At 48.5% G+C, this 22,606-nt stretch carries 14 protein-coding genes; 11 read left to right on the top strand and 3 right to left on the bottom strand.

All coding sequences use genetic code 11. The features are described 5' to 3' along the window. The first annotated feature begins 30 nt into the window (after window positions 1-30). From KJS69_RS12805 to KJS69_RS12790, 4 genes are read left to right on the top strand one after another with little or no spacing between them, the layout of a single operon-like run. Entirely contained in the window at window positions 31-1,578 is a 1,548-nt protein-coding gene (locus KJS69_RS12805) for an extracellular solute-binding protein (RefSeq protein ID WP_213584168.1), read from the top strand. Between the two features lie 32 nt (window positions 1,579-1,610). Then, entirely contained in the window at window positions 1,611-3,383 is a 1,773-nt protein-coding gene (locus KJS69_RS12800; protein WP_213584167.1) for a cache domain-containing sensor histidine kinase, read from the top strand. 42 nt (window positions 3,384-3,425) lie between these two features. After that, window positions 3,426-5,015, top strand: a complete 1,590-nt coding sequence (locus KJS69_RS12795) for a response regulator transcription factor (RefSeq protein ID WP_213584166.1) — start codon at window positions 3,426-3,428, stop codon at window positions 5,013-5,015. Between the two features lie 15 nt (window positions 5,016-5,030). Beyond that, entirely contained in the window at window positions 5,031-6,587 is a 1,557-nt protein-coding gene (locus tag KJS69_RS12790; RefSeq protein ID WP_283777459.1) for an FAD-dependent oxidoreductase, read from the top strand. A gap of 461 nt (window positions 6,588-7,048) precedes the next feature. Here KJS69_RS12790 and KJS69_RS12785 read toward each other — a convergent pair whose 3' ends face one another. Further along, window positions 7,049-9,292, bottom strand: coding sequence for a helix-turn-helix domain-containing protein (locus KJS69_RS12785; protein WP_213584165.1), 2,244 nt, complete (start codon window positions 9,290-9,292; stop codon window positions 7,049-7,051). Between the two features lie 427 nt (window positions 9,293-9,719). Here KJS69_RS12785 and KJS69_RS12780 point away from each other — a divergent pair, with 427 nt between their 5' ends. The 6 genes from KJS69_RS12780 (at window position 9,720) to KJS69_RS12755 (ending at window position 18,552) form a co-directional block, all read left to right on the top strand. Continuing rightward, window positions 9,720-10,592: an ABC transporter permease gene (locus tag KJS69_RS12780; protein ID WP_213584164.1), complete on the top strand. Its 873-nt coding sequence runs from the start codon at window positions 9,720-9,722 to the stop codon at window positions 10,590-10,592. Between the two features lie 15 nt (window positions 10,593-10,607). Further along, entirely contained in the window at window positions 10,608-11,492 is an 885-nt protein-coding gene (locus KJS69_RS12775; RefSeq protein WP_213584163.1) for a carbohydrate ABC transporter permease, read from the top strand. A gap of 42 nt (window positions 11,493-11,534) precedes the next feature. Further along, window positions 11,535-13,187, top strand: coding sequence for an extracellular solute-binding protein (locus tag KJS69_RS12770; RefSeq protein WP_213584162.1), 1,653 nt, complete (start codon window positions 11,535-11,537; stop codon window positions 13,185-13,187). A 118-nt stretch (window positions 13,188-13,305) separates the two neighbouring features. Further along, window positions 13,306-14,973 (top strand): extracellular solute-binding protein, encoded by a 1,668-nt coding sequence (locus KJS69_RS12765; protein WP_213584161.1) that lies wholly within the window; start codon window positions 13,306-13,308, stop codon window positions 14,971-14,973. A gap of 330 nt (window positions 14,974-15,303) precedes the next feature. Then, window positions 15,304-16,176, top strand: coding sequence for a metallophosphoesterase family protein (locus tag KJS69_RS12760; protein ID WP_213584160.1), 873 nt, complete (start codon window positions 15,304-15,306; stop codon window positions 16,174-16,176). A gap of 138 nt (window positions 16,177-16,314) precedes the next feature. Beyond that, window positions 16,315-18,552 (top strand): right-handed parallel beta-helix repeat-containing protein, encoded by a 2,238-nt coding sequence (locus tag KJS69_RS12755; protein WP_213584159.1) that lies wholly within the window; start codon window positions 16,315-16,317, stop codon window positions 18,550-18,552. 439 nt (window positions 18,553-18,991) lie between these two features. Here KJS69_RS12755 and yedF read toward each other — a convergent pair whose 3' ends face one another. Both yedF and yedE read right to left on the bottom strand, forming a co-directional pair. After that, window positions 18,992-19,219, bottom strand: a complete 228-nt coding sequence (yedF, locus tag KJS69_RS12750; RefSeq protein ID WP_213584158.1) for a sulfurtransferase-like selenium metabolism protein YedF — start codon at window positions 19,217-19,219, stop codon at window positions 18,992-18,994. A gap of 4 nt (window positions 19,220-19,223) precedes the next feature. After that, window positions 19,224-20,414: a selenium metabolism membrane protein YedE/FdhT gene (gene yedE, locus KJS69_RS12745; protein ID WP_213584157.1), complete on the bottom strand. Its 1,191-nt coding sequence runs from the start codon at window positions 20,412-20,414 to the stop codon at window positions 19,224-19,226. Window positions 20,415-21,072: 658 nt separating this feature from the next. Here yedE and KJS69_RS12740 point away from each other — a divergent pair. Further along, the gene (locus KJS69_RS12740) at window positions 21,073-22,602 is read left to right on the top strand and encodes a TIGR02677 family protein (RefSeq protein ID WP_213584156.1); all 1,530 of its coding nucleotides are present in this window, start codon (window positions 21,073-21,075) and stop codon (window positions 22,600-22,602) included. Window positions 22,603-22,606 lie beyond the last annotated feature (4 nt).

Below are 22,606 nucleotides of genomic sequence, written 5' to 3'. Positions count from 1 at the left end.
TATACTTATATTGAGGGAGGGTCTATTTTCATGAAGAAAAAAGTTATGATTCCGTTGGCTGCAGCTTTGTCCCTGTCCATGCTGGCCGCTTGCGGCTCCAACACGCCGAACAACGCCGGCCCCAGCACGGATGACAAGGGGCAGGAGGTTCAGGGAGAAAGCGGGCAGAAGCCCGATGTCATTAAAGTCTTTATGACTGGCGGAGCCAATTTCCCGGCCGGGGAGGATATTAACAACAATCCTTGGACGAAATTGATCGAGCAGGAAAATAACGTCGATTTGCAAATCGAATACGGCCCTTCGGCGGCCGACGAATTTATGAATAAGCTCACGCTGAAATTCGCTTCCAATGACATTCCCGATTTGTTCGTCATTCCGGCCAGCTATCAGAATTGGCTGATGGAAAATGCGGAAATGGGCGCTTTGATGGAATTGGACGGGAAAATGGACTCCTACGGCAACCTAATGAATGCGGTGTATCCAAGCGCATGGGAAGCAGCCAAAAATAACGATAAAATCTACGCCATTCCTGTTCTGAATGATGGTAATAAAGCGACCGACAACGTCTATATCCGCAAAGACTGGCTGGATAAGCTGGGACTGGAAGTGCCAAAAACGCTGGAGGAATTCGAGAATGTCGCGAGAGCCTTCCGTGACCAGGATCCGAACGGAACGAATAAGAACGATACGTATGGGATGATTGCTTACGAGAACATGCTCGGCTGGTCGCACCTGTTTGGCGCGTTCGGGGTTATTCCCGGGTATTGGGTGGAGAAGGACGGGAAGCTGGTCCAGGCCGATATCCAACCGGAAATGAAGGAAGCGCTGGCCTATATCCGCAAGCTGCATGAGGATAAACTGCTGGATAACGAATGGCCGATTACGAAAATTTCCGCCTACAACGAGAAGGTGGCGAACAATCAGGTCGGCTTCTATGAAGGAAGCTGGGCAGCTCCGAGAAGCGAGATTAATACGAGCAAGCAGAACGACCCGGAAGCGGAATGGATTCCCATTGCTCCTCCGATCGGGCCGAATGGCCAGCAGGGCGTAGCGGGAGGCGCCGAATATAAATCGTTTGCCGTGATCAGCAGCAAGGCCCAAAATCTGGATGCCATTCTTCGTATGCTGGATTGGATGGCAGTGCCGGAATCGATCGATAAATTCGTCTTTGGATTTGACGATCTGGGAGAAGGTTTCATGTATACTATGGAGAACGGGAAATACGCTCTGAATTTCGAGAATCATAACAAGTATGGCTATCGTCAACAGCTGATGTTCATGCAGCCCAAAGAGCTGAATGCCAAGAAGATGGAATCCCTTGGAGCCGAATTTAATTTGGTCGGCACGATCGAGCATTCCTCGAAGTATGGTATCCCGAATCAATATTTGGGTGCTCCGACCCCGACCATGGTGGAAAAGCAAAGCAGCCTGAACAAGCTGCGGGAGGAGACCTTTATTAAAATCATTGTCGGCGAGCTGCCGATTGACGCCTTCGATTCCTTCGTAGAGGAATATAAGCAGAAGGGCGGGGACGATATCGCCCGGGAAGTACAGGAATGGCACGAAAGCGCGAAATAATACGAAGACAACCTAAGGTACGGTGAGAGTGCATGAAGAAGATGGAGTATAGACGAAAGAAGCTGGGGATTAAACAAAAATTAATCTTTCTGGTTGTCGGCCATCTTCTTCTTTTTTTCGTTCTCGTGTATGCCTTGTTTTTCTGGTTTCAATCTACTCTCGAGAATAAAGTGAGCGTGCTGGCTCAACAGACGATGGAGACGCTGATGGGAAACATGGAGGTGTACATCGGCAATAATATACGGCTGTCCAATGCGATAGCCAGTGACAGCGGCTTCAACAAGCTGCTCAGGGAGAACCCGGATTTCTCCTCCTCCTCTTCCGTCTGGTCGATGATTCAGCTGCTGGATAAGCTGAAGAACTATTCGGTCTTAAATCCCTATCTCTATTCCGTCGGGATCTATAACCCGCAATCCGGGAAGGTGCTGTCGACCGCTGACGGAATTTACAATACCCCTTCCCGGGAACAGATGGGGTGGATTCAGCAAATGCTTGGACAGAACGAGCCGCTCGCGATTGGCGCCGATCTGCCCGGGGCTTTGCCATCGTACAGACAGGGAGCGCAGTCCATGATCACCGTGGTGCAGAAGCTGCCGGGCCATAATCATGAGAACCTGCTGATGATCAATTTCAACAAGCAGGTGCTGGATCTGTTTGTCGGCAAGATCGAATTATGGAAGGGGACGGCGATTGTCATTAATAGCACCGGAGGAGAGCTTTTTTACACCGCGGGTACTCCTCTCAGTGAAACGGCCAGCGCTCTGGTCGTGAAGGACTCGTTACCGCAGCCTTATGAGACAATCCAGATAGAAGGAGACTCTTATCTGGTAGTACACAAGCGATCGGAGACGACGGACTGGATCATTCACATGATTATTCCTTATGCGGAAATTATGAAGGATGTTCTTACGATGAAGCGGATAGCGGTTGCGATTCTGCTGGTCATTGCCATCTTTATGCTGCTGCTGTTCCATGTGCTTTATCTGCAAATCTTCAACCCGATCAAGCGGCTTATTAAAGGTATGCTTACTATTGAAAAAGGGCTCGCGTTCCGGCCGATAGCCATTAAGCGAATGGATGAATTGGGCTTTTTGCAGCATCGTTTTAACGACATGGTGCAGAATGAACAAAAGATGAGGAGGGAAATTCTAGAGGAGCAGCTTCATAAAAGAGAGATTGAATTGAAATTTTTGCAATCGCAAGTGAACCCTCACTTTTTGTATAACACGCTGGATTCCATCTATTGGGTGGCGGAGGAGAGCGGAGTGGACGAGATAGGCGATGTGGTGCTGGATTTGTCCAAATTCTTTCGCTTAAGTCTGTCACGCGGCAAAGATTTCATTACAGTGGAAGAAACAATAGAGCATCTGAAAGGCTATATACGTATCCAACAGTTCAGGCATACCGACAAATTTGAAGTTCATTGGGACATCGACCCCGCGGTATCGTCATTGCGGATCATGAAGCTGATGCTGCAGCCTATCGTGGAGAATTCCATCGTTCACGGGCTGGAGAAGGCGGCGGATACGTGTCGGCTGACTATTCAAATCAAGCGTGAAGAAGAGTATTTAAAATGCAGAGTGACCGATACGGGAATTGGTATAGACGAAGAGGAATTGTGGAAATTACTGAATGAAATCAAGCGGGAGCACGGTCCTTCCGATGCGACTTACGGGCTGCGAAACCTGTACCAGCGGTTGAAGATCATGTACGGAGCAGACATGGACTTTCAAATGACGAGCAAGCCGCAAGAAGGAACTGGCGTCACCATCCGCATCCGGCTGGATCGTCTAGAAGGTCGGTGAAAAGGAGAACGGAGAGCAGACTTCTAGAAGGAGCAGATGCACATGAACATGAAAGTCATCATCGTTGAGGACGAACCGCGAGTCCGCAAAGGTTTATCCGAGGCGATCGATTGGCCGCTGTTCGGCATGGAACTGGTCGGAACGGCCGCCAACGGACTGGAGGGGCTGGAGCTGTTCCGTCTTCATCAGCCCGGGCTGGTCGTAGCGGATATTCGCATGCCGGTCATGGACGGGCTGGCGATGACCGAAGCGATTCTGGAAATGCAGCCGCATACGAAGGTCATTATTATAAGCGGACATGATGAGTTCATGTATGCGCAGAAATGCATAGCGCTTGGGGTCACTAACTATTTGCTAAAGCCCATCGGTAAGAAGCGGTTTCATACCGAATTGGAAAAAGTCCAGCGAGAGCTGCAATTAGACCTTCAGCAGCAGGCCAAATCATTGGAATTTGAACAAAAGCTGAAGAGTAATCTCCCGATCTTGCGCAACGCATTTCTGGAAGAATGGTTGACGGGGGTCGCGCCTAAAGGGGAGGAAACGTTAAAGGACAGCTTTTCTTTCCTGGATATTCCCTACGAATGGGATATGGAGGCTGCCGTGGCAATATTCGAAATGGACTGGGAGGACGGGATGCCCAACGCCGATGGCAAGCTGCTAGAGTTCGCGATGAACAACATCATTGGGGAATTGATTGGAGACAGCGGAATTGCTTATCAGCGGGGGAACGGGCAGACGGTTGTCATTTATCAGTCGTTCTCCTCCGACTTGGCGGAGGATTTGTCACTGTGGGCGGAGCAGACCCGGGTCAAAATCACCTCTCTTCTGAAAATCAGTCTGACCGCTGCAGTTAGTGCGGAGGCGGTACAAGCGGCGGAGGTCCCCCGTATTTTCAAAGAAACGATTGGTCTTCTCAGGCTGAAGCTATCGCTCGGGACGGATACGATTCTGCATCAAAGTCTCGTTCATCCTGAGCAAAATCCATTCGCCCTTCTCAATCCTTCCGACGAAGTATTGTTGGTGCAGCATGTGGAAATGAACGATGAGGCAGAAATCGCGAGAATGATCGACGCCATGTTCGGGCAATGGAAGGAAAGCGGCGGCCTTGCTTATGCGGACGAATGGTCTTTTCAATTGGCCGGCGTGTTTACCGGGTTGGCCCATCGGCTGGGGAAGAGTGTCCGCTCTTTTATCCATGACGAGCAAATGGAGAAATGGAGGCATCCCGAGCAATTTCGCACCTTGGAGGAGATGAAGAACTGGTGGGGACAGCTTTATATCGAGCTAAGCAAAAGCTACGAAGGATTCCGCACGGACCGCAAGACGAAGATCATTCAGCAGGTGATGGATTATGTGGATGAACATATCTATGAAAATATTACGCGGGAGGATGCCGCCCAGCATGTCTATATCAATTCCTCTTATTTAAGCCGCATGTTCAAAAAAGTGACGGGGGAATCATTCTCCGATTTCGTCATCCGCAAAAAAATGGAGAAAGCGATTCATCTCCTCCAGGTGGAGAGAGTGATGGTCTATGAGGTCGCGGACAGGCTTGGCTACAAAGACCCAAGCTATTTTGCGCGGGTGTTCAAAAAATATACGGGCAAAAGCCCATCCGATTTTCAGGAATAGAAAGGAAGAGAAAGATTGCAGCATATCCATAGCGATATCGTTATTGTGGGCGGAAGCATGGGGGGCTGTGCCGCGGCATTGGCGGCGGCCCGGATGGGCAAGCGCGTCGTTCTGACCGAGGAGGCGGCATGGATCGGGGGCCAGTTGACTTCGCAGGCGGTGCCTCCCGATGAGCATCACTGGATTGAGCATCATGGCTGTACAAGGAGCTACCGGGCTTACCGGGAGCATGTCCGCAGCTACTACAGGCAGTACTTCCCTCTGCGGGAGAGCGAGAAGCTTAAGCCGCTGTTAAATCCCGGCAACGCGATGGTGAGCCGGATCAGCCACGAGCCAAGAGCGGCTCATGCCGTGCTGAAGGCGATGCTTGCCCCTTATGAGCACAGCGGCCGGTTAACCGTCATCACGGGAGTGGTTCCCGTCGCAGCCGAAACGGACGGCGACAACGTCCGAGCCGTCACCGTGCGCCGGATGGCGGATGGGGAGAAACTGGTGCTGACCGCTCCTTATTTTCTCGATGCGACCGATTGCGGCGATTTGCTGCCTTTAACCGGTACGGAGTATACGACCGGAGCGGAATCCGTGCAGGAGACCGGGGAGCCTCATGCCCTGCCGGGGGCGGCCGATCCGATGGATATGCAGGCCATCACGCATTGCTTCGCCGTCGATTATATCGAAGGGGAAGACCATACGATTGCCCGGCCGAAGGATTACGATTTCTGGAGGCAGTACCAGGCGGACTTCTGGCCGGAGAAGCAGCTGAGCTGGTACTCCCCCAAGCCGCGTACGCTGGAGAAGGTGGAATATGCCCTGTTTCCAAGAGATGGCTTGTTCTCCCTCTGGAACTACCGGAGAGTCATAGACAAGAATTTGTTTGAGTCGGGCACCTTCCAGAGCGATATCACGATCGTCAACTGGCCGCAAAACGACTATTGGCTCGGTCCGGTCATCGATGTGAGCCCGGAGGAAAGGCAGAAGCATCTGGAGCAGGCGAAGCAGTTAAGCCTGTCTCTACTGTACTGGATGCAGAACGAGGCGCCGCGCCCGGATGACAAGCAAGGCTATCCCGGTCTGCGGCTGAGGGCCGATATTATGGGGACCGAGGACGGCCTCGCACAGATGGCATACATCCGGGAATCGAGAAGAATCAAGGCGGAATTTACGGTCGTGGAACAGCATCTCAGTCCGGAGATTCGGGGAGATCAAGGCTCGGTGCGGTATGAGGACAGTGTAGGGATCGGATATTATCATATCGACTTGCACCCGAGCACCGGAGGCCGCAACTATATCGATGTGTCCAGCTTGCCGTTCCACATTCCATTGGGCAGCCTTCTGCCCGTCCGGATGAATAACCTGCTTCCGGCTTGCAAGAATATCGGCACGACTCATATTACGAACGGCTGCTACCGGCTTCATCCGGTGGAGTGGAACATTGGCGAAGCCTCGGGGGCTTTGGCCGCTTATTGCCTGGACAAAGGGGTTTCTCCACGCAGCGTGCGGAACGATAAGGCCGAACTGGCCAACTTCCAGAAGCTGCTGACGAAACATGGCGTGGAGCTGGCTTGGCCTTGAGCCGCCATTCATAACAGAAGAGGATTGTCTCTGAAGCGCGTGGGGGTTGACTTCCAAGCTCTCTAATCATGCAAGATGCCCATTTCCCGGTAACGGTTAATGCATTGGATCAAAGACAAGCAATAATGCATGTCTATTGGCGGAAAAACGGTAAACCCGGAGAAAGACGAGCAAAAGTGCAGGAAAATCGCCGCTAATAGCCGAAAATGACGATTATTGGCGAAATTCAACTGCACTTTCGCTTGTCTTTAGCTGATTTTAAACCATTTCTCTCCAGAAACCTGCATATATGCTGGTTCTTGTACTGATTAATCACCGATCAAACCGCTTCACCGGATAGACTCCAATGGCTGTCCCTCTTCCGCACCGCGCGAGACTCACCCTCAGTGCGCGGTGTTCGGCGTCGCATGACGGTGGTCAACCATTGTCAGGATTTCTTGACAGGGGACAGCCTTACGGATTTACCGCAAAGACTCAAGTTTGTTCTGCTTGCGGTAATCGCCCGGCGTCAGGCCGGTTATTTTTTTGAACATGCGGATAAAAGAAGTGACGTTGCGGTAGCCGATTCTTATACCTACTTCTTGTACGCTAAGGCTGGTAGATTCGAGCAATTCCTTCGCTTTGCGGATGCGGATATTGTTTAAGTGCTCGCTGAAATTAATCCCCGTTTTTTCCTTCATTAATATAGATAAATAATTGCTCGAAATATTTAAGCAGTCCGCTACGGAATCCAAAGAAATATCTTCCGCATAGCGCATCTCCAGAATGTCAGACGCGCGGTTGGCCAGATCGTTCTGCTCGTTCTTAACCGAGCGGAATAAGGAAGCAACGCGGGCAGCCTGCGGTTCGAGCAACTGCTTCAATTGTTCCATAGAGAAACACTCCTTTGTTTGTCTCCAAGCCTTCTGAAGCTCGGATAGATCTTGGTCCGAGTTAATCGAGCTAGCCAGATGGATCATTCTTTCCAGCATCGATTTGGCAAACTGCTTGATGCGGGCAGCGCTCTCTCCCTTTTGCTGCAAATAATCCAACATCCGGTTCAGGATTTCTCTGCATTCAAGATCATTTCCTTCGCGAAGGTTAAGCTCGAACTCCTTTTCTCTTTCCAGAATAAAAGGATGATGCTTGTCCAACTGACGGAGCTCAGTAATGATCTGAGTTTCCGCCAGCAGTTCAGCCTGAGCCGCCATCTCCAATACTTCGTCGTAAGCGGAGCTGAACTCCGCGGCCGAAGTGTAGATAGAGCTTATAGCCACAGAGATAAGGTAATATTCGGCATCTCCGTCCCAAACTTTTTTCAATAAGGCCAGAGTCTCCTGTAAATCTTCCCCCGGTTCATCTTCAAAAAGAATCGATAATATTTGATTGCTTTCAATCTGAAAAGTATGTGAGCCCGGAAAGCTTTCCGAAATCGTTAAATTAATGTATTCCCGAAGATAGTAGGAAACTTCATCGGGAGATCTGCTCAGTTGTTGCAAGGAAGTATGGCGATATTGCAAGTGATAAAGAACGATTCGGAATTTCCGATGAGCCCGGATGAATTCCTGCAGATCGCTCAAGTCCGATCGGATCATCTTTAGCTTATTGATATAGCCGTAATTAGTCAGCAGCGACTTTTGGTTGACCAGCTCGGCTTGAATGTCGTCCTTCTCCTTAATCAAAGAATGAATTTTGTCATGAATCAAATTGAACTCGCTAATGGTGCTGCCCAGGCTCCCCTGCTGCGAATGCTGAACAGAGGCAATGATTTGCTTGACTGGGCGATGCAGCCTGCGGCTGAAGAAATGGGAGCAGATGATCCCCACTCCGATAGACAAGCCTAGAGCAAGCAGCAAAGTGAGATTAAATTTCTCCATTTGTGAAGTAACAATGGAGGTAGGGATCATAGTGACATAAGTGAATCCGGTTTCATTTCCCTTCTGCAAAAAATAATAATGCCGTCCCCACTCGATTTCCCCTTCCTTACCTTCTACTCTGCTGAGGGCGGATTCAGGAAAATGTTCGGATGTTTGAAAGATCGTCTGCCGGTCGCTATCCATAATCATAAATTCGGCATCGGGAACGTTGTGAAATGTTTGCAGCATCCGGTCGGCATCCAGCAAAGCAATAATTTGATACTTCGGCGTTTCTTTGATGGAAATGGGCATAAGGCTTTTAGTGAACCCTGGGACGAGGGAAAACTCGCTTTTTGGAAAGGTTCGATAAGTATACCGTTCATTAAATTGCTTCTGCCAAAAGCTGAAAGGATAGCCTAAGCTATTGTAATCGCCGGCAAATGCCGCCTCTGCGTCAGACCTTCCCCCTTTATCCAGAATGAGCGACGATGTATTGAAATAGATAAGAATATTGTCTAAATTCAAGGCACTGTTAGAAACATGGTTTTCAATCTGGTTAACGATTTGCCCCTCTTTCATATAATCGATTCGATCCATTCTTTGCAAGGCCAGCTTGACATTGGCGGCCGTCACTCTAGGGTCGTAGTAGAGACTGTAAAGAATGCTTTTGATCGACTTGAATAAATCCTCATATTCCTCCACGGTGTTCTGCAGCAGCAGACGGTTGTACTTGATCATTTCCCCCTTGGTATCGTTTTTTAGTATGGTGAAAGAAATCCAATGAAGCGAGGACAGCAGGAAAATAACGGCTAGAAAGCCGACAAACATTTGGATGAATAAAGAATTTCTGGTTTTTATGCGAACGGACAATTGGACAACACCCTTAGAAGTTTTTTGTTAATACACTGTACAAGCTTGACCTTATAGACGTTCTTCCCGTGCTCGGAGAATAATCATCGCCGTATAGGGTGACGGAGCCGTTTCCTTTTGATTGTATCATGCAAAATCTTAGGCCACAGCCATCTTTTTATATAAATAGATTGCCTTTTTTCTCTATAGTTTTCACTTTTTTGACTAATTGATAATGTTGTCAACGAATGAGAAAACGGTAAATAGGCTCGAACCGTCTGCCCGATATATAATCGCCGTGAGAAACGCGAAGGGGGTGAAGACAATTAAATTATCGTTACCGGGTGTCAACATCCGAGGGGGAAAAAAGAAAGCAGCCCTCCCGCAAGGGAGAGTGCCCGTAAGCCCAAAATTGCAAAGTCCGCTCCAAAGAAGGCTGCGCCGAAATATGGATCTGTATTTGTTGATTTTTCCTGTGCTCGTTTATTTTGTCCTCTTTGAGTATTATCCGATGTATGGGGTCCAAATAGCCTTTAAGGATTTTATTGCGACTAAAGGGATTTTTGGCAGCCCATGGGTAGGCTGGAAGCACTTTGTGCGTTTTTACGAAAGCTTTTATTTCTGGAGATTGATCAAGAATACGCTCGGGATCGGTTTGTACGAGCTTGTGGTCGGTTTCCCCATTCCCATTATGTTGGCGTTAATGATTAATGAGGTTCGCTCCAGGCTGTTCAAGCGGGTAGTTCAGACCGTCACTTACGCTCCCCACTTTTTGTCCACCGTCGTCATTGTCGGTATGCTGTTCTTGTTCCTGTCTCCGCAAACCGGAGCCTTTAATCAACTGCTGCAATGGCTGGGCTTCGAGCCGGTATCTTTCATGACTTCGCCGGCTTGGTTCAAAAGTGTGTATGTCTTGTCCGGAGTATGGCAGCAAATGGGATGGAGTTCGATCATTTATTTAGCGGCGTTGTCCGGGGTGGATCCTCAGCTTCACGAAGCGGCCAAAGTGGATGGCGCCGGCCGGCTGCGGAGGGTTTGGCATATTAATCTTCCCGCTATTGCACCTACGATAGTGATTCTGCTTATTCTTAACGTCGGAAGGGTGCTCAGCGTTGGCTTCGAGAAAGTATTCCTGATGCAGAACTCACTGAATATGGATGCTTCCGATGTGATTGCGACCCACGTCTACAGAACGGGAATTATTGGGGCTCAATACAGCTACTCTGCGGCGGTAGGGTTGTTCAATGCGGTGGTCAACTTCTTGATGCTTGTGGTGGTCAATTACATCGCGCGCAAGGTTAACGATACCAGTTTGTGGTAAGGGGGCATCATGTGGATGGTATACAAGAGCCGGGGAGAACGTGTCTTTGAAGGAATCATCTATGCAGCCCTGGGATTGGTGCTGCTTATCGTTATCTACCCGTTAATCTATGTTTTAAGCGCTTCACTCAGCGAGCCGGCGGCCATTCTGCGAGGAGAGATCTGGCTGCTTCCCAAAGGCTTTACGTTCGATGCTTATCGAAAAGTATTTGAAAACCGGGACATTATGACGGGGTATCTTAATACGATTCTGTATACGGTTACGGGGACGTCTATTAATCTATTGTTTACGACCATGGCGGCCTATCCTCTTTCCCGCAGAGATTTCTACGGGCGCAACGTCATTACGGCGCTCATTGTTTTTACGATGTTTTTCAGCGGCGGGATGATCCCTCTCTATCTGTTGATCCGGGATCTGCACATGTTGAACACGATCTGGGCGCTGGTCATTCCCGGAGCGGTGTCGGTATGGAATATTATTATTATGCGGACATTCTTTCAGACCAGCATTCCATTCGAAATTCAGGAATCGGCCTTTATTGACGGCTGCTCGAATATTCAAACGCTCCTCCGTATCGTACTGCCCTTGTCCATGCCGATCATTGCGGTCATGACGCTGTTTTATGCGGTAGGGCATTGGAATGCTTTTTTTAACGCACTGATTTATTTGACCGATCGCGACAAATATCCGTTACAGTTGTTCTTGAGGGAAATTTTGATTCAAGAGCAAATGGATGAGATGGCCTCGTCTAACGATGATACTCTAATGAATTACATGCTGCAGATTGAAGCATTGAAATATGCGGTCGTGGTAGTAGCTAACCTGCCCATGCTGATGCTGTATCCCTTCTTGCAAAAATATTTTGTAAAAGGAGTTATGATCGGGGCGCTTAAAGGATGATATTCTAGACAAAAAAACAAGAAGCGGGAGGAATTCTTCTAAATGAAAAGAAATCAATGGGGTTCGCTGCTGCTTGTGGCAGTGGTAACTCTGACCCTCTTATTATCTGCCTGTGGCAAGGAAGGAAGCTCTCCAGGGACGGGGAGCCAGGGAGGAGAAGCACAAGGAGAAGCGAAAGGGGAAGGGCAAGGCGAAGCCGGCAATCTCAATCCAAGCGGATTCCCAATTGTGAAGGAACCTATTTCTCTTACTTTTTTTACCGGTAAGGATGCTACTAACAGCAGTAAATTTGAAGAAACTTTGGTCTGGAAAGAATATGCGAAAAAGACCAACATTCAGGTTAATTTTCAATTGGTCCCTTTTGAGAGCTTGACGGAAAAACGCAATTTGGCACTGGCCAGCGGGGATTACCCGGATGCGTTCTATACGGCCAGGCTCAGTGCCAACGATCTGATGAAATATGGCTCGCAGCAAGGAGTGCTTATTCCATTAAACGATCTTATTGACCAGTATGCCCCCAATTTTAAAAAGCTGCTGGATCAGTACCCGGATTTAAGAAAAGGGTTGACGATGCCAGACGGTAATATCTATTCATTCCCAACTTTTTACTCTCCCGAGTTTTTGCCTGTGTTGATCGGGACGCCGCTATGGATTAATAAGAAGTGGCTGGATCAATTGAATATGCAAGAGCCGCAAACGATCGAGGACTATTACAAATATCTGCAGGCGGTTAAGACGACCGATCTGAACGGGAATGGTCAAGCGGACGAAATTCCGTACAGTGGATCGAGTGTCAATGTAATAAAGTATCAGTTTCAGGGGGCATGGGGCCTAGGGAACCGAGGGCTCGGTCACTTGTATATCGATATGGACCCGGACAAGGATCAACTGCGCTTTTACCGTCTCGATCCGAAATATAAAGAGGTTCTGGAATTTATTCATAAGCTGTATGCCGAAGAACTGATCGATCCGGAAATCTTCACGATTAAGGACGCCGCATTCCGAGCCAAAGGAGCCGAAGGAAACATCGGTTCAGCCATTACGAACAATGCGGGTACCGCCTTTAACTTGGATCATTACGTCGGTTTAGGGGCGCTTAAAGGGCCCTATGGCGATCAATTATACTCCCATGTGGGAGTGCCTTTGGTTCAACCTGGTTCCATGGCCATAACCAATAAGAACAAATATCCGGAAGCGACGGTCAGATGGATGGATTATTTCTACGGCAACGAAGGGGCTCTGTTTTATTTCATGGGCATAGAGGGGGTCACGTATACGAAAAAGCCGGACGGATCCTTGGAGTACGTGGAGGATATTACCAATAATCCGAACGGTCTTACGATGACCCAGGCAAGAACCAAATACTTCACCTGGAACGGGGGGAGCTACCCTGCAATCGTCCAGGAGGAATACTTCCCAATGCAACCTAGTTCTATAGAAGCGGGGAAAAAGGTAGCGGAATATAAGCCTTCAGTTATATGGAATAAGTTTAACTATACGGAGGAGGAGTCCGAATTCATGATGTCGGTCGGCGCGGATATCCAAACTTTTATCCTAGAAACTGAGGCTAAATTAATTGCGGGCGATATGCCTTTTAGTGAGTGGGATAAATATGTCGATACGGTAAAGAAAATGGGGCTTGATAAATATATGGAAATTGAGCAAGCGGCCTACGAACGATATAACAACCAATAAATGGATGAGGTGGCGTTTTGTCAAAGGAGATATGATCGGGGCGCTTAAAGGATGATATTCTGATAGTATGGTTGGCGGAAGGGACAAAGAAAACAAGAAAACGGGAGGAATCCTTCTAATGAAAGTAAATAAATGGGGTTCGCTGCTGCTTGCGGCGGTGATGACTTTGACCCTCTTATTATCTGCCTGTGGTAAGGAAGGAAGCTCTTCAGGGACGGGGAGCCAGGGAGGAGAAGCACAGGGAGAAGTGAAAGGGAAAGGGGAAGGGCAAGGCGAAGCCGGCAATCTCAATCCAAGCGGATTTCCGATTGTGAATGAACCGATTTCCCTTACTTTCTTTACCGGTAAGGATGCATCCAACAGCAGTAAATTCGAAGAAACGTTCGTCTGGAAAGAATATGCGAAAATGTCCAATATCCAGGTGAATTTTCAGCTGGTGCCATTTGAAAGCCTAACAGAAAAACGCAATCTGGCGCTGGCGAGCGGAGATTACCCCGATGTGTTCTATACGGCCAGGCTGAGTGCAACGGATCTGATGAAATATGGCTCGCAGCAGGAAGTGCTGATTCCATTAAATGATCTCATTGATCAGTATGCGCCGAATTTCAAAAAGCTGCTGGATCAGTATCCGGATTTAAGAAAAGGGCTGACGATGCCGGACGGCAATATTTATTCGTTCCCAACCTTTTACTCTCCCGAGTTTCTGCCTATGTTGATCGGGACGCCGCTGTGGATCAATAAGGACTGGTTGGACCAATTGAATATGCAGGAGCCGCAAACGATTGAAGACTATTACAAATTCCTGCAAGCGGTCAAGACGACCGATCTTAACGGGAATGGCCAAGCGGACGAAATTCCATATAGCGGGTCTAATATCAATGTATTGAAGTATTCGCTTCAAGGGTCATGGGGTCTGGGTAATCGGGGGCTTGGCCATCTATTTGTCGATATGGACCCGGACCAGGATCAGCTGCGTTTTTTCCGCCTCGATCCGAAATATAAAGAGGTTCTGGAATTTATTCATAAGCTGTATGTTGAAGGATTGATCGATCCGGAAATCTTCACGATTAAGGATAGCGCATTCCGAGCCAAAGGAGCCGAAGGAAACATCGGATCGGCCATTACGACTAATCCGGTTACCGCCTTTAATTTAGACCATTACATCGGTTTAGGGGCACTGAAAGGGCCTCATGGCGATCAATTATACTCCCATGTGAAATCGTCTTTGGTTCAGCCCGGTTCTATGGCCATAACCAATAAGAACAAATATCCGGAAGCGACGGTCAGATGGATCGATTATTTCTACAGCGACGAGGGGGCCCTGTTCTATTTTATGGGAAAAGAAGGGGTCACTTATACGAAAAAGCCGGACGGATCCTTGGAATACGTAGAGGATATTACCAATAACCCGAACGGTCTTACGATGACCCAGGCAAGAACTAAATATTTCACCTGGAACGGGGGAAGCTATCCCGGCTTCGTCCAGGCGGAATACTTCCAGGGAGCTGAATCGTTGCCGAATGCTATAGAAACAGGGAAGAAGGTAGAGCCGTATGTGCCGCAGGAAATATGGAATGCGTTCAACTATACGGAGGAGGAGGCAGAATTCATGACGTCGGTCGGCTCGGATATCCATACTTTTATTCTAGAAACCGAGGCCAAGTTGATTGCCGGTGACACTCCTTTTAGCGAGTGGGATAAATATGTCGATACGGTGAAGAAGATGGGGCTTGATAAATATATGGAAATTGAGCAAGCGGCTTACGAACGATATAACAATCATTGATGGCAGGGGAGAATTCTCCCCTTCCATTGCGAACTATATACTTGGCACTAAAGAATTCAAAGCTCATGAAGTGGAGAAAGAAAGATGCTTCCAGGGCGAGTTTTGGCTTTGTATTCCTACCACCCGACGGCCCATCCAATAAATAAGGAGCTCGGTTTGGTCGGGGCCCCCGAAAAGTAGCTGGAATTGCTTCGAAGCTCATCTTCACTTTTTGGGGAAGGAGTATGATGTTTGAAGCTTCGGAGGCACTTTCCTTCGGAACGGAATGATTGCTTTCTTTAGTGCCACTTATACAGTTATGGAACTATTTTTGATAAGGATGTGGCTTCTATGACATGTTTTCTTTATTTAACAGACACTCATTTCGGCGCCAATCCGATTGGCTTTCATCAGCAGCCGGCCTATCCGGAACGGCTGGCCGATCTGATGGAAGTTCTCCGCGGAGAAGTCATTCGGCATTCCGCAGATTTCATTATTCACGGCGGCGATCTGGTTGACCGCTGCAGTGTCGAGCGGATTCGTCAGGCCTACGGCCTGCTGAAACTGCCGGTTCCCGTCTACTTATGTCTGGGGAACCACGATTTGGATCGCTCCGACGCATTGGAGTTGTGGCTGTCTCATGCGCCGGATCTGTTTATCGGCGGCTCTCCCCACTATGAGGTAGCGTGCGCAACTTGTGTAGTCCATGTTATGCCTAATCATTGGGAGAGCGGCTATGAGTATTACTGGAAGGGCGCGCAGAAGCCATGCTTCACCGAATCGCAGCTCCATCGGTTGGAACAGGCCATTGAGGCTCACCCTGGGAAGATGCATGTGCTCGTTACCCATAGCCCGGTCTTTGGCATGAGCCGGGAGCAGAGCGGACTGGACCGAGTCATCCATGATGCGCCTGAAACTTTTCGCCAATCCATCGTTAATCTGGTTCGCAAGCACCCGGGCTTGAAGCTAGTCTTATCCGGGCATAACCATCTCAATACGCTTCATTCGACCGAAGAGGCCGTCTTCGCATCGGCCAGCTCTCTGGTCGAGACTCCGTTTGAATATAAATTGGTTGAAGTCTCGGATACACAGATGAGAATGACGACCCATCGACTGGACATGTCGGCTCTGGCCGGGTTTAATCCGGACTATAACAATACTCGTTCCTATGTGCAGGGGAGGAAGCAGGATCGGGGGTTCATCGTGACATATCACTTAGGATGAGTGTTAAATCACTTGTTAAGTCCAATGTATGGCGAATCGTTCCCGTTTGGTTTACAAATACCTTTTGTTATTGCTTGTGAGCCCGGGACGATTAGCATGGTTTAATGACATCTTCATATAAGAATGGAGGAATTAACTATGAAAGAAGGACGACACGATCAGAAGCCGAAGAATGGGGAGGGCGCTTCCTCATCCGGCAGTATTAGTCGGAGACGCTTTGTTACCTCGCTCGGAGTATTGGCGGGTGCCGCTATAACCAGCCAGCTTCCGGCCGGAATACAAGCCTATGCTCAGGAAGAGAGTTTGGAGGCATTGGGAGGAGAGGGGAATAAGAAGGCTAGACCATCCGTTCATATAGACTGGTTTAATGTCAAAGATTACAATGTTCTTGGCAACGGGTCCCGAGATGACATCGCTGCTTTGGAAGCGTTAATTCAATCCACGGCCAACCGGGCAGAAGTGACCTTGTATTTTCCCGCTGGAACCTATCGGATCGGCAGTCATTTGACTTTTCCCCGAAGAGTTCACTTGCGATTCGACTACGGCGCAATGCTGGCTCCGGATGCAGGCGTGATCGTCAAGATTCAGTCTCCGGTAGAAGCCGGACTAGGTCACATTTTCGGTGGGGCGGGGAAGGTAACAGGCGATTTTTATGGACAAGGGGTATATCCGCAATGGTGGGGAGCGAAAGGAGATAAGCAAACGGACGATACAGAGGCATTCCGGAATGTTTTTCGGCTGTCAAAGGACAATCAGATTTCTGTAACCGTTTACGTTCCACGAGGGGATTATGTTTGGTCCCAGCCTGTTGTCGTTTATGGAAACACTTCGGTCATCTGTGAACAAGGAGCGGTGTTCTGGCGGAATCACGGAAATACGATGATGTACAACTATGAGTATAATGGCGAGGCCAATGCCGGCTATAGCGGCAACGGGAATATTCTGTTCGAGAATGCCCGCTTCGAATTTGTCGGGTTAAATCCGTCTGTCTTATGTTATGAGGATGGCAACGTACTCCAATTTGCCCATGCGTCAGATTGGACCTTTCGGCACTGCGAATTTTATGATGTCATTGATGCTCACGCGATTGAAATCAATTCTTCCCAGAACGTTGTCATTGATGGCTGCAAATTTTATGGTTACCGGGAATTGGCGAATGATCGCTGGTATGTGGAAGCGATCCAGATCGATCACGCCTCGACAAGCGGGATTCAGGGGGCCCTGCCGTATGATGACACGCATTGTAAAAACATTACGATCCAAAATTGTTATTTTGGCAAAGGTCATAGTTATACATTCAACAAAGGGGGGATCACTACTACAGTAGAGTTCAAGGCCTGGACAGCAGGGATCGGCGGACACACCCATAAGGAAGGAAAATGGCACCAGAACATTACGATCCGAAACAACACTTTCGAAGGAATGCGCTATTATGCGATACGCCCCTACAAGTGGCTGAACACATTGATTGCAGAGAACCGGTTCTATGAATGCGGAGGCGGTATTTATGCCGTCAGCGGGGCCAATCATGCCGTCTTCGGAGCAGCCGGACCCTTCCGGAGATTGTCGATTGTGAACAATCAGTTTATTAATGGGGCGGCGGTTTATCCCGACTTTTTTGCAGGGAATCGGCGGTTTATGATAGGCATTTTTTCGACGGATGTCGTTTCCGAGGATGTGCAGATTGCCGGAAACACCTTTAGCGTAGCTGAAGACACAGGAATCATCATAAGAAACGTCAAGCGCATATCGGTCAGTAACAATACCATCAATTATATGAAAAAGGACGCTATAGAGATTACCGGCAGCTTGAATGTGACTGTGCAAGGAAATCAAATTTTCAAGCCTTCCGAATACGGGGTGCTGCTGAAAAACTGCAATCATGGCTTGATCCTGGATAATCAGATTACCGAGGCTCAAAAGCAAAGTATTTATATAGAAAATGGGGAAAATGTTCAAATTGGCGGAAGTGTAATAACGAACGGCCTTGAAACCGGGATTGGCTGCGAAAGCTTGCAGGGGCTGATTGCCAAAGATAACCAGGTCAGTGATACACCTAAGGCACTGATGATTAACAATTGCCAGAATGTTAGAGTGATAGGAAATTATGCTGCCCGAATGTCCACGAACGTTGTGGAAATCGCTGCTACTACCGGCTTGCTCGTTTCAGGCAATTTCCTGACCGAAGGAGCCTCCGCCTACGATGCCATTGTTATTAGGGAGGGCACGAATACGGGCATTGTAAGGGACAACATCCTGTCCGGAGCTTTCCGCAGAGGGATCTGGTTTGAAGGGACGACGTCGAATATCAAATACGGATACAACGTGGGTCCGATTCAGAACGAGAGCAGTGAAGTCGAGCCCCTGCAAGATTAATGGACAAGGGGAAGTCATCCAAAGTATCCACTTAGTTGCCATTTTCGCATGAGAGAAATGATCTAACTGTATTTTATGTAGGTAAATTCAAGCGAATTTCACATTTTGACTATACTAACTGGAAAAACTGCAGTTAAAATGGAGGATTTCTGTTGATTTCGCCCATTTTGCACAAACTAGCTGTAGGTTTTCCAGTTATTTTCCATATTTTGCTTGAGAGGACTAAACTAACTGTATAAAATCCATTTAGATGCCCATGCCGCTTGCGCGGCACCATCAGACGATAGAAAATAATGAGATTTTCAAGGTAGCCATGCCACTGACGGGACGCCACTGAATGATAAAAATCATGCTAATTTTCAGAGTAGGCGGTCTTCCGCGGGAAAAGACAGAACGGCTCTTACTAAAAGTCGTAAAAAGATCCACAAGGCTAGTTAACCTAAGCTCTGATGTAAAACAGAAACTCCTGGCCGTTCTTGACCGGCTCCTGTTCGAGAGTGTAGCCGTGCTTGACGACTTCTTCCGGAACGTTGCGGAACGAAGAAGGACAGTCGGTAATGACTTGAAGGAGTTGCCCCTTCTCCAAATCCCGCAATGTCTCCAAGGTGTAGATAACGGGATACGGACAGGATTCTCCTCTAAGATCTAACGTGAAGTCTGCTGTCATGATTTTATGCTCCTTTCTTGAAGCCTGTGCCAAAGCGATAGTTTTTTTGCCAGTACATGGCGACAGCGAAGCTTATTCCCAACAAAAGCAGCGTTACGGTCAGGGCGGCATAGGGCCCCATCTCCGTTATAAGATTAATCTGCGCGCCGCTTTGGACGAGCAGGCTGTACACCCCAAGGTGATCCCAAGCGTAAGCGAGACCGGTAGCGCCTATGATATTGCCGATGAATACCGGCAGGAAGACAACTTGCCCTTCCATCAAACGGTACATCATCCCGGTTTCGCAGCCTCCCGCCATAACGATGCCCAGGCCAAACAGAATTCCTCCGACTAATGTGCTTGGAGCAGCGATTTTCGTTATCGGGTCCAGGCCATAAGCCAGAATGATTGCGAGAGTGGACACGGAGCTGACTGCCATACCGAAGGAGATGGCCTTCGCCATAGTGGCTCTTCCGCTGATCCATAGATCGCGAAACGCCGAGGTGAAGCAAATTTGCCCTCTCTCTATCAGAATTCCGAAGGCGGCTCCGAATATGGCCGCAGCACCCAGCATCGTGCGTCCGGTGAGGAAGAAGTAGAGAATAAGCCCGGCATATACCAGCATAATAAGGGAGCCGAGGTAAGGCTGAATTTTACGGGAGCTGCCGGACTGTGAGGCCATACCCCCTTTAAGCAATACGGGCTTGCCTTTCCACCAGGAGGTATTGACTAATTTGGTGCCGAGATAAGTTCCTGCCGCGGTAGCGACGATAAATATCCAGGAATGCAGGGAAAACTGCGGGACCCCGGTAAAGAAGGCAGCCAAATTACAGCCTAATGCCAGACGGGCGCCTGCGCCGGCAATGATTCCGCCAATCAAACCCTGAACTAGCCGGCGTTTCTGTCTCGGGATGCGTATTTTGAAATTGTTGCTGAGGAGAATCGTGCACAAGGCCCCGATGAACATCCCCCATACAATCCAGCCGTCCGTTCGGCTCCATGTGGTTCCGTCCATATTAATGAGCTTAAAATAAGCCCAATCGGAGATATCGATTCCGAACATCTGTAGCACATGGCCTCCTAGACGGGTGAACTCCCCGGTCACCGCCCATACCGTTCCGGTAATGCCGAAATATACCGCGCTGAGGAGCCCTGCAAGCCCCATCGTAACATAAGGGCTCCAATATTGGCCGAACCATCTTTCCATCACTTTCATCTGTCGATCCCTTCGATTCTATAAAATTCAACTCTAATGATAAAGAGTTTAAGAATACCGTTTTTTATTTTACCACATAAGAATCTTTAAGCTATAGCGTTTAAAATATTGTAAATCAAGATTCTTATTGGCATGAAAAGTTACCTTTAGTACGGGTTATACATCTTCGATATGGCTCCGTTAGAAATAATACTCCTGTATTATTGAGGCTTAGCTTCATTCGATAAGTTATTAGTGTTTGAAGACTTTCCCCGCAGGTTACGAAGCGTTTTTAAATGTAAGATTAGGATTAATATATCTTCTATAGATTTTAATAATGATATAACTTTGAATCGATTTAGCAGATATGAATCGATTTCATTCGGCTAACGAATCGTGGAGATCTTATTTCCGAGAATATGGCTATACGATTGAATGTAACGAATCTAGGTGGCGCTATTGATAAATTATAGGGGAAATTCCGCTTCTTTTCTCCAAATAGAGCCTCTGGAGTTCATTAGAAATTTCCACAGCTACATTTCGATCCAATAAGAGGTTCTGGCTTCGTTAGCCATGACATTTCTATCCATGACAGAGCTGATCAAGCATGCGGTACAACTTGTCAATTCTACCAAAAGTAATTATGCTAGGGAAAAATCTATAAGATAGGTGGACGCAGATGGAAAGTCAACGGATGACCCGATCCCTGCGGAGCGTGCCAGAGCTGAAATATGCGAACGCCGAGAATGTAGTGCGCTATCGGGCGATTATGCGGTATTTTTACCAAGAATATAAAAGGTTGAGGTATTGGCTGAAGCCGGAGGAAATTTTCGAGGCGATTACGGAATGGAGTGTAGTCCCGGAGTACACGTTGGAACAGTGTCTCGCCGATCTGTCTCAGTTGGAGGAGTGGGGGAATCTCGCTTCCCGGCATGATGGGGGACGTGCGACAACGTTGGAGGAATATTTGAAGAAGAAGATGCAATATCTTCTCAGACCGTATTCCATTGAAATCGAGCGATTGCTAGAGACGCTGGAAAAAGTGACCGGCTACGGCGGGTCATTGGAACCGACGCTGTTTGACAAAATCGCCGATAAATTGTTCGATATCCGCCATAATGTGAGTATTTACGAAGAGGATGACGCACTGGAGCTATGGAACGAGTTGTATGAGGTCTTCGTTCGTCTTCACGAGAATGCAGCCGATTATATTGCCAGTCTGCAAACGGCTAAAGCCGAGGAGATGATGGTTACTGAGTCCTTCCTTGTTTTTAAGGAAAAGCTGACGAATTATTTGCAGAATTTCGTACAGGCGCTGCAGAGAAGTGCGTATAAAATCGAGGGCAATCTAGAGCGGATTGGCGACCCTGTACGGGATTTGTTTCTGGAGAAGGTAGCTGACGGAATAACGAACAAACCCAGCCTGGAAGAATTGCCAGACAAAGAAGAAATTGTAGCGGAACTAAAGCAAGGATGGGCTAACTTGCGACGTTGGTTTCTAGGGGAAGGTTCGTCCCCGAGCGAGTTAACCTTGTTGGAGAGAGCGACCAAGGAAGCCATTGCCCGCATTGTACGGAGCGTCATTCGGATACAGGAAAGGAAGCGGTCGGGACTTAGTCGGAGGAAGGAATTGGAGCATTTGGCCCATTGGTTTGCTCAAACCGAATCGTTGGAGGAAAGTCACTGCTTGGCGGCTAGCGTGTTCGGTTTGTTCGTTACTCGCCATTTGCAAGGGGAGGACTTACGCACTTCAGACCGGGCGGATATGTCTATGTGGGAGGAGGTGCCTACGATTCGGGCATTGCGGTCGCGAAGCCGAAAGCGCGGTGAGCGACGGGAAACGGAGCCAGTCCGGGAGAACGAAGAGCGCAAGCAGCGGGAGCGGGAAGCTTATTTGCAACGGCAAGCCGAAGAATGGGAAGCCATCAGGGAAATGGTAGAGCGTGGTAGGCTACGGATTTCGGATTTGAACGTTGTTCCAAGCACTACACGGCTTCGTCTTCTTCAGTGGATCGGGCGCTGCAGCACTTCCCCGAGTCATTCGTTCGTTACTCCGGAAGGAGTCAAGGTGGCGATGACTAACGCCAAGACGGCAGAGCGGGCTGTCCTTGTTTCGGAAGACGGGGAGCTTTACTTGCCGGATTATGAACTGGTTTTTACATTCATTGGATCAGCCCTGGAAGCGGCGGCAACTCGGGAAGGAGACTAGAAAC

Source organism: Paenibacillus sp. J2TS4 (assembly GCF_018403245.1).
Taxonomy (GTDB): domain Bacteria; phylum Bacillota; class Bacilli; order Paenibacillales; family NBRC-103111; genus Paenibacillus_L.
This window is presented reverse-complemented; position numbering and strand designations above follow the sequence as displayed.

What these genes read in the sequence shown, in the direction of transcription:
- KJS69_RS12805 (WP_213584168.1), top strand. Translation starts at nt 31, where the DNA reads ATGAAGAAAAAAGTTATGATTCCGTTGGCTGCAGCTTTGTCCCTGTCC.
- KJS69_RS12800 (WP_213584167.1), top strand. Translation starts at nt 1,611, where the DNA reads ATGAAGAAGATGGAGTATAGACGAAAGAAGCTGGGGATTAAACAAAAA.
- KJS69_RS12795 (WP_213584166.1), top strand. Translation starts at nt 3,426, where the DNA reads ATGAACATGAAAGTCATCATCGTTGAGGACGAACCGCGAGTCCGCAAA.
- KJS69_RS12780 (WP_213584164.1), top strand. Translation starts at nt 9,720, where the DNA reads ATGGATCTGTATTTGTTGATTTTTCCTGTGCTCGTTTATTTTGTCCTC.
- KJS69_RS12775 (WP_213584163.1), top strand. Translation starts at nt 10,608, where the DNA reads ATGGTATACAAGAGCCGGGGAGAACGTGTCTTTGAAGGAATCATCTAT.
- KJS69_RS12770 (WP_213584162.1), top strand. Translation starts at nt 11,535, where the DNA reads ATGAAAAGAAATCAATGGGGTTCGCTGCTGCTTGTGGCAGTGGTAACT.
- KJS69_RS12765 (WP_213584161.1), top strand. Translation starts at nt 13,306, where the DNA reads ATGAAAGTAAATAAATGGGGTTCGCTGCTGCTTGCGGCGGTGATGACT.
- KJS69_RS12760 (WP_213584160.1), top strand. Translation starts at nt 15,304, where the DNA reads ATGACATGTTTTCTTTATTTAACAGACACTCATTTCGGCGCCAATCCG.
- KJS69_RS12755 (WP_213584159.1), top strand. Translation starts at nt 16,315, where the DNA reads ATGAAAGAAGGACGACACGATCAGAAGCCGAAGAATGGGGAGGGCGCT.
- yedF (WP_213584158.1), bottom strand. Translation starts at nt 19,219, where the DNA reads ATGACAGCAGACTTCACGTTAGATCTTAGAGGAGAATCCTGTCCGTAT.
- yedE (WP_213584157.1), bottom strand. Translation starts at nt 20,414, where the DNA reads ATGAAAGTGATGGAAAGATGGTTCGGCCAATATTGGAGCCCTTATGTT.
- KJS69_RS12740 (WP_213584156.1), top strand. Translation starts at nt 21,073, where the DNA reads ATGGAAAGTCAACGGATGACCCGATCCCTGCGGAGCGTGCCAGAGCTG.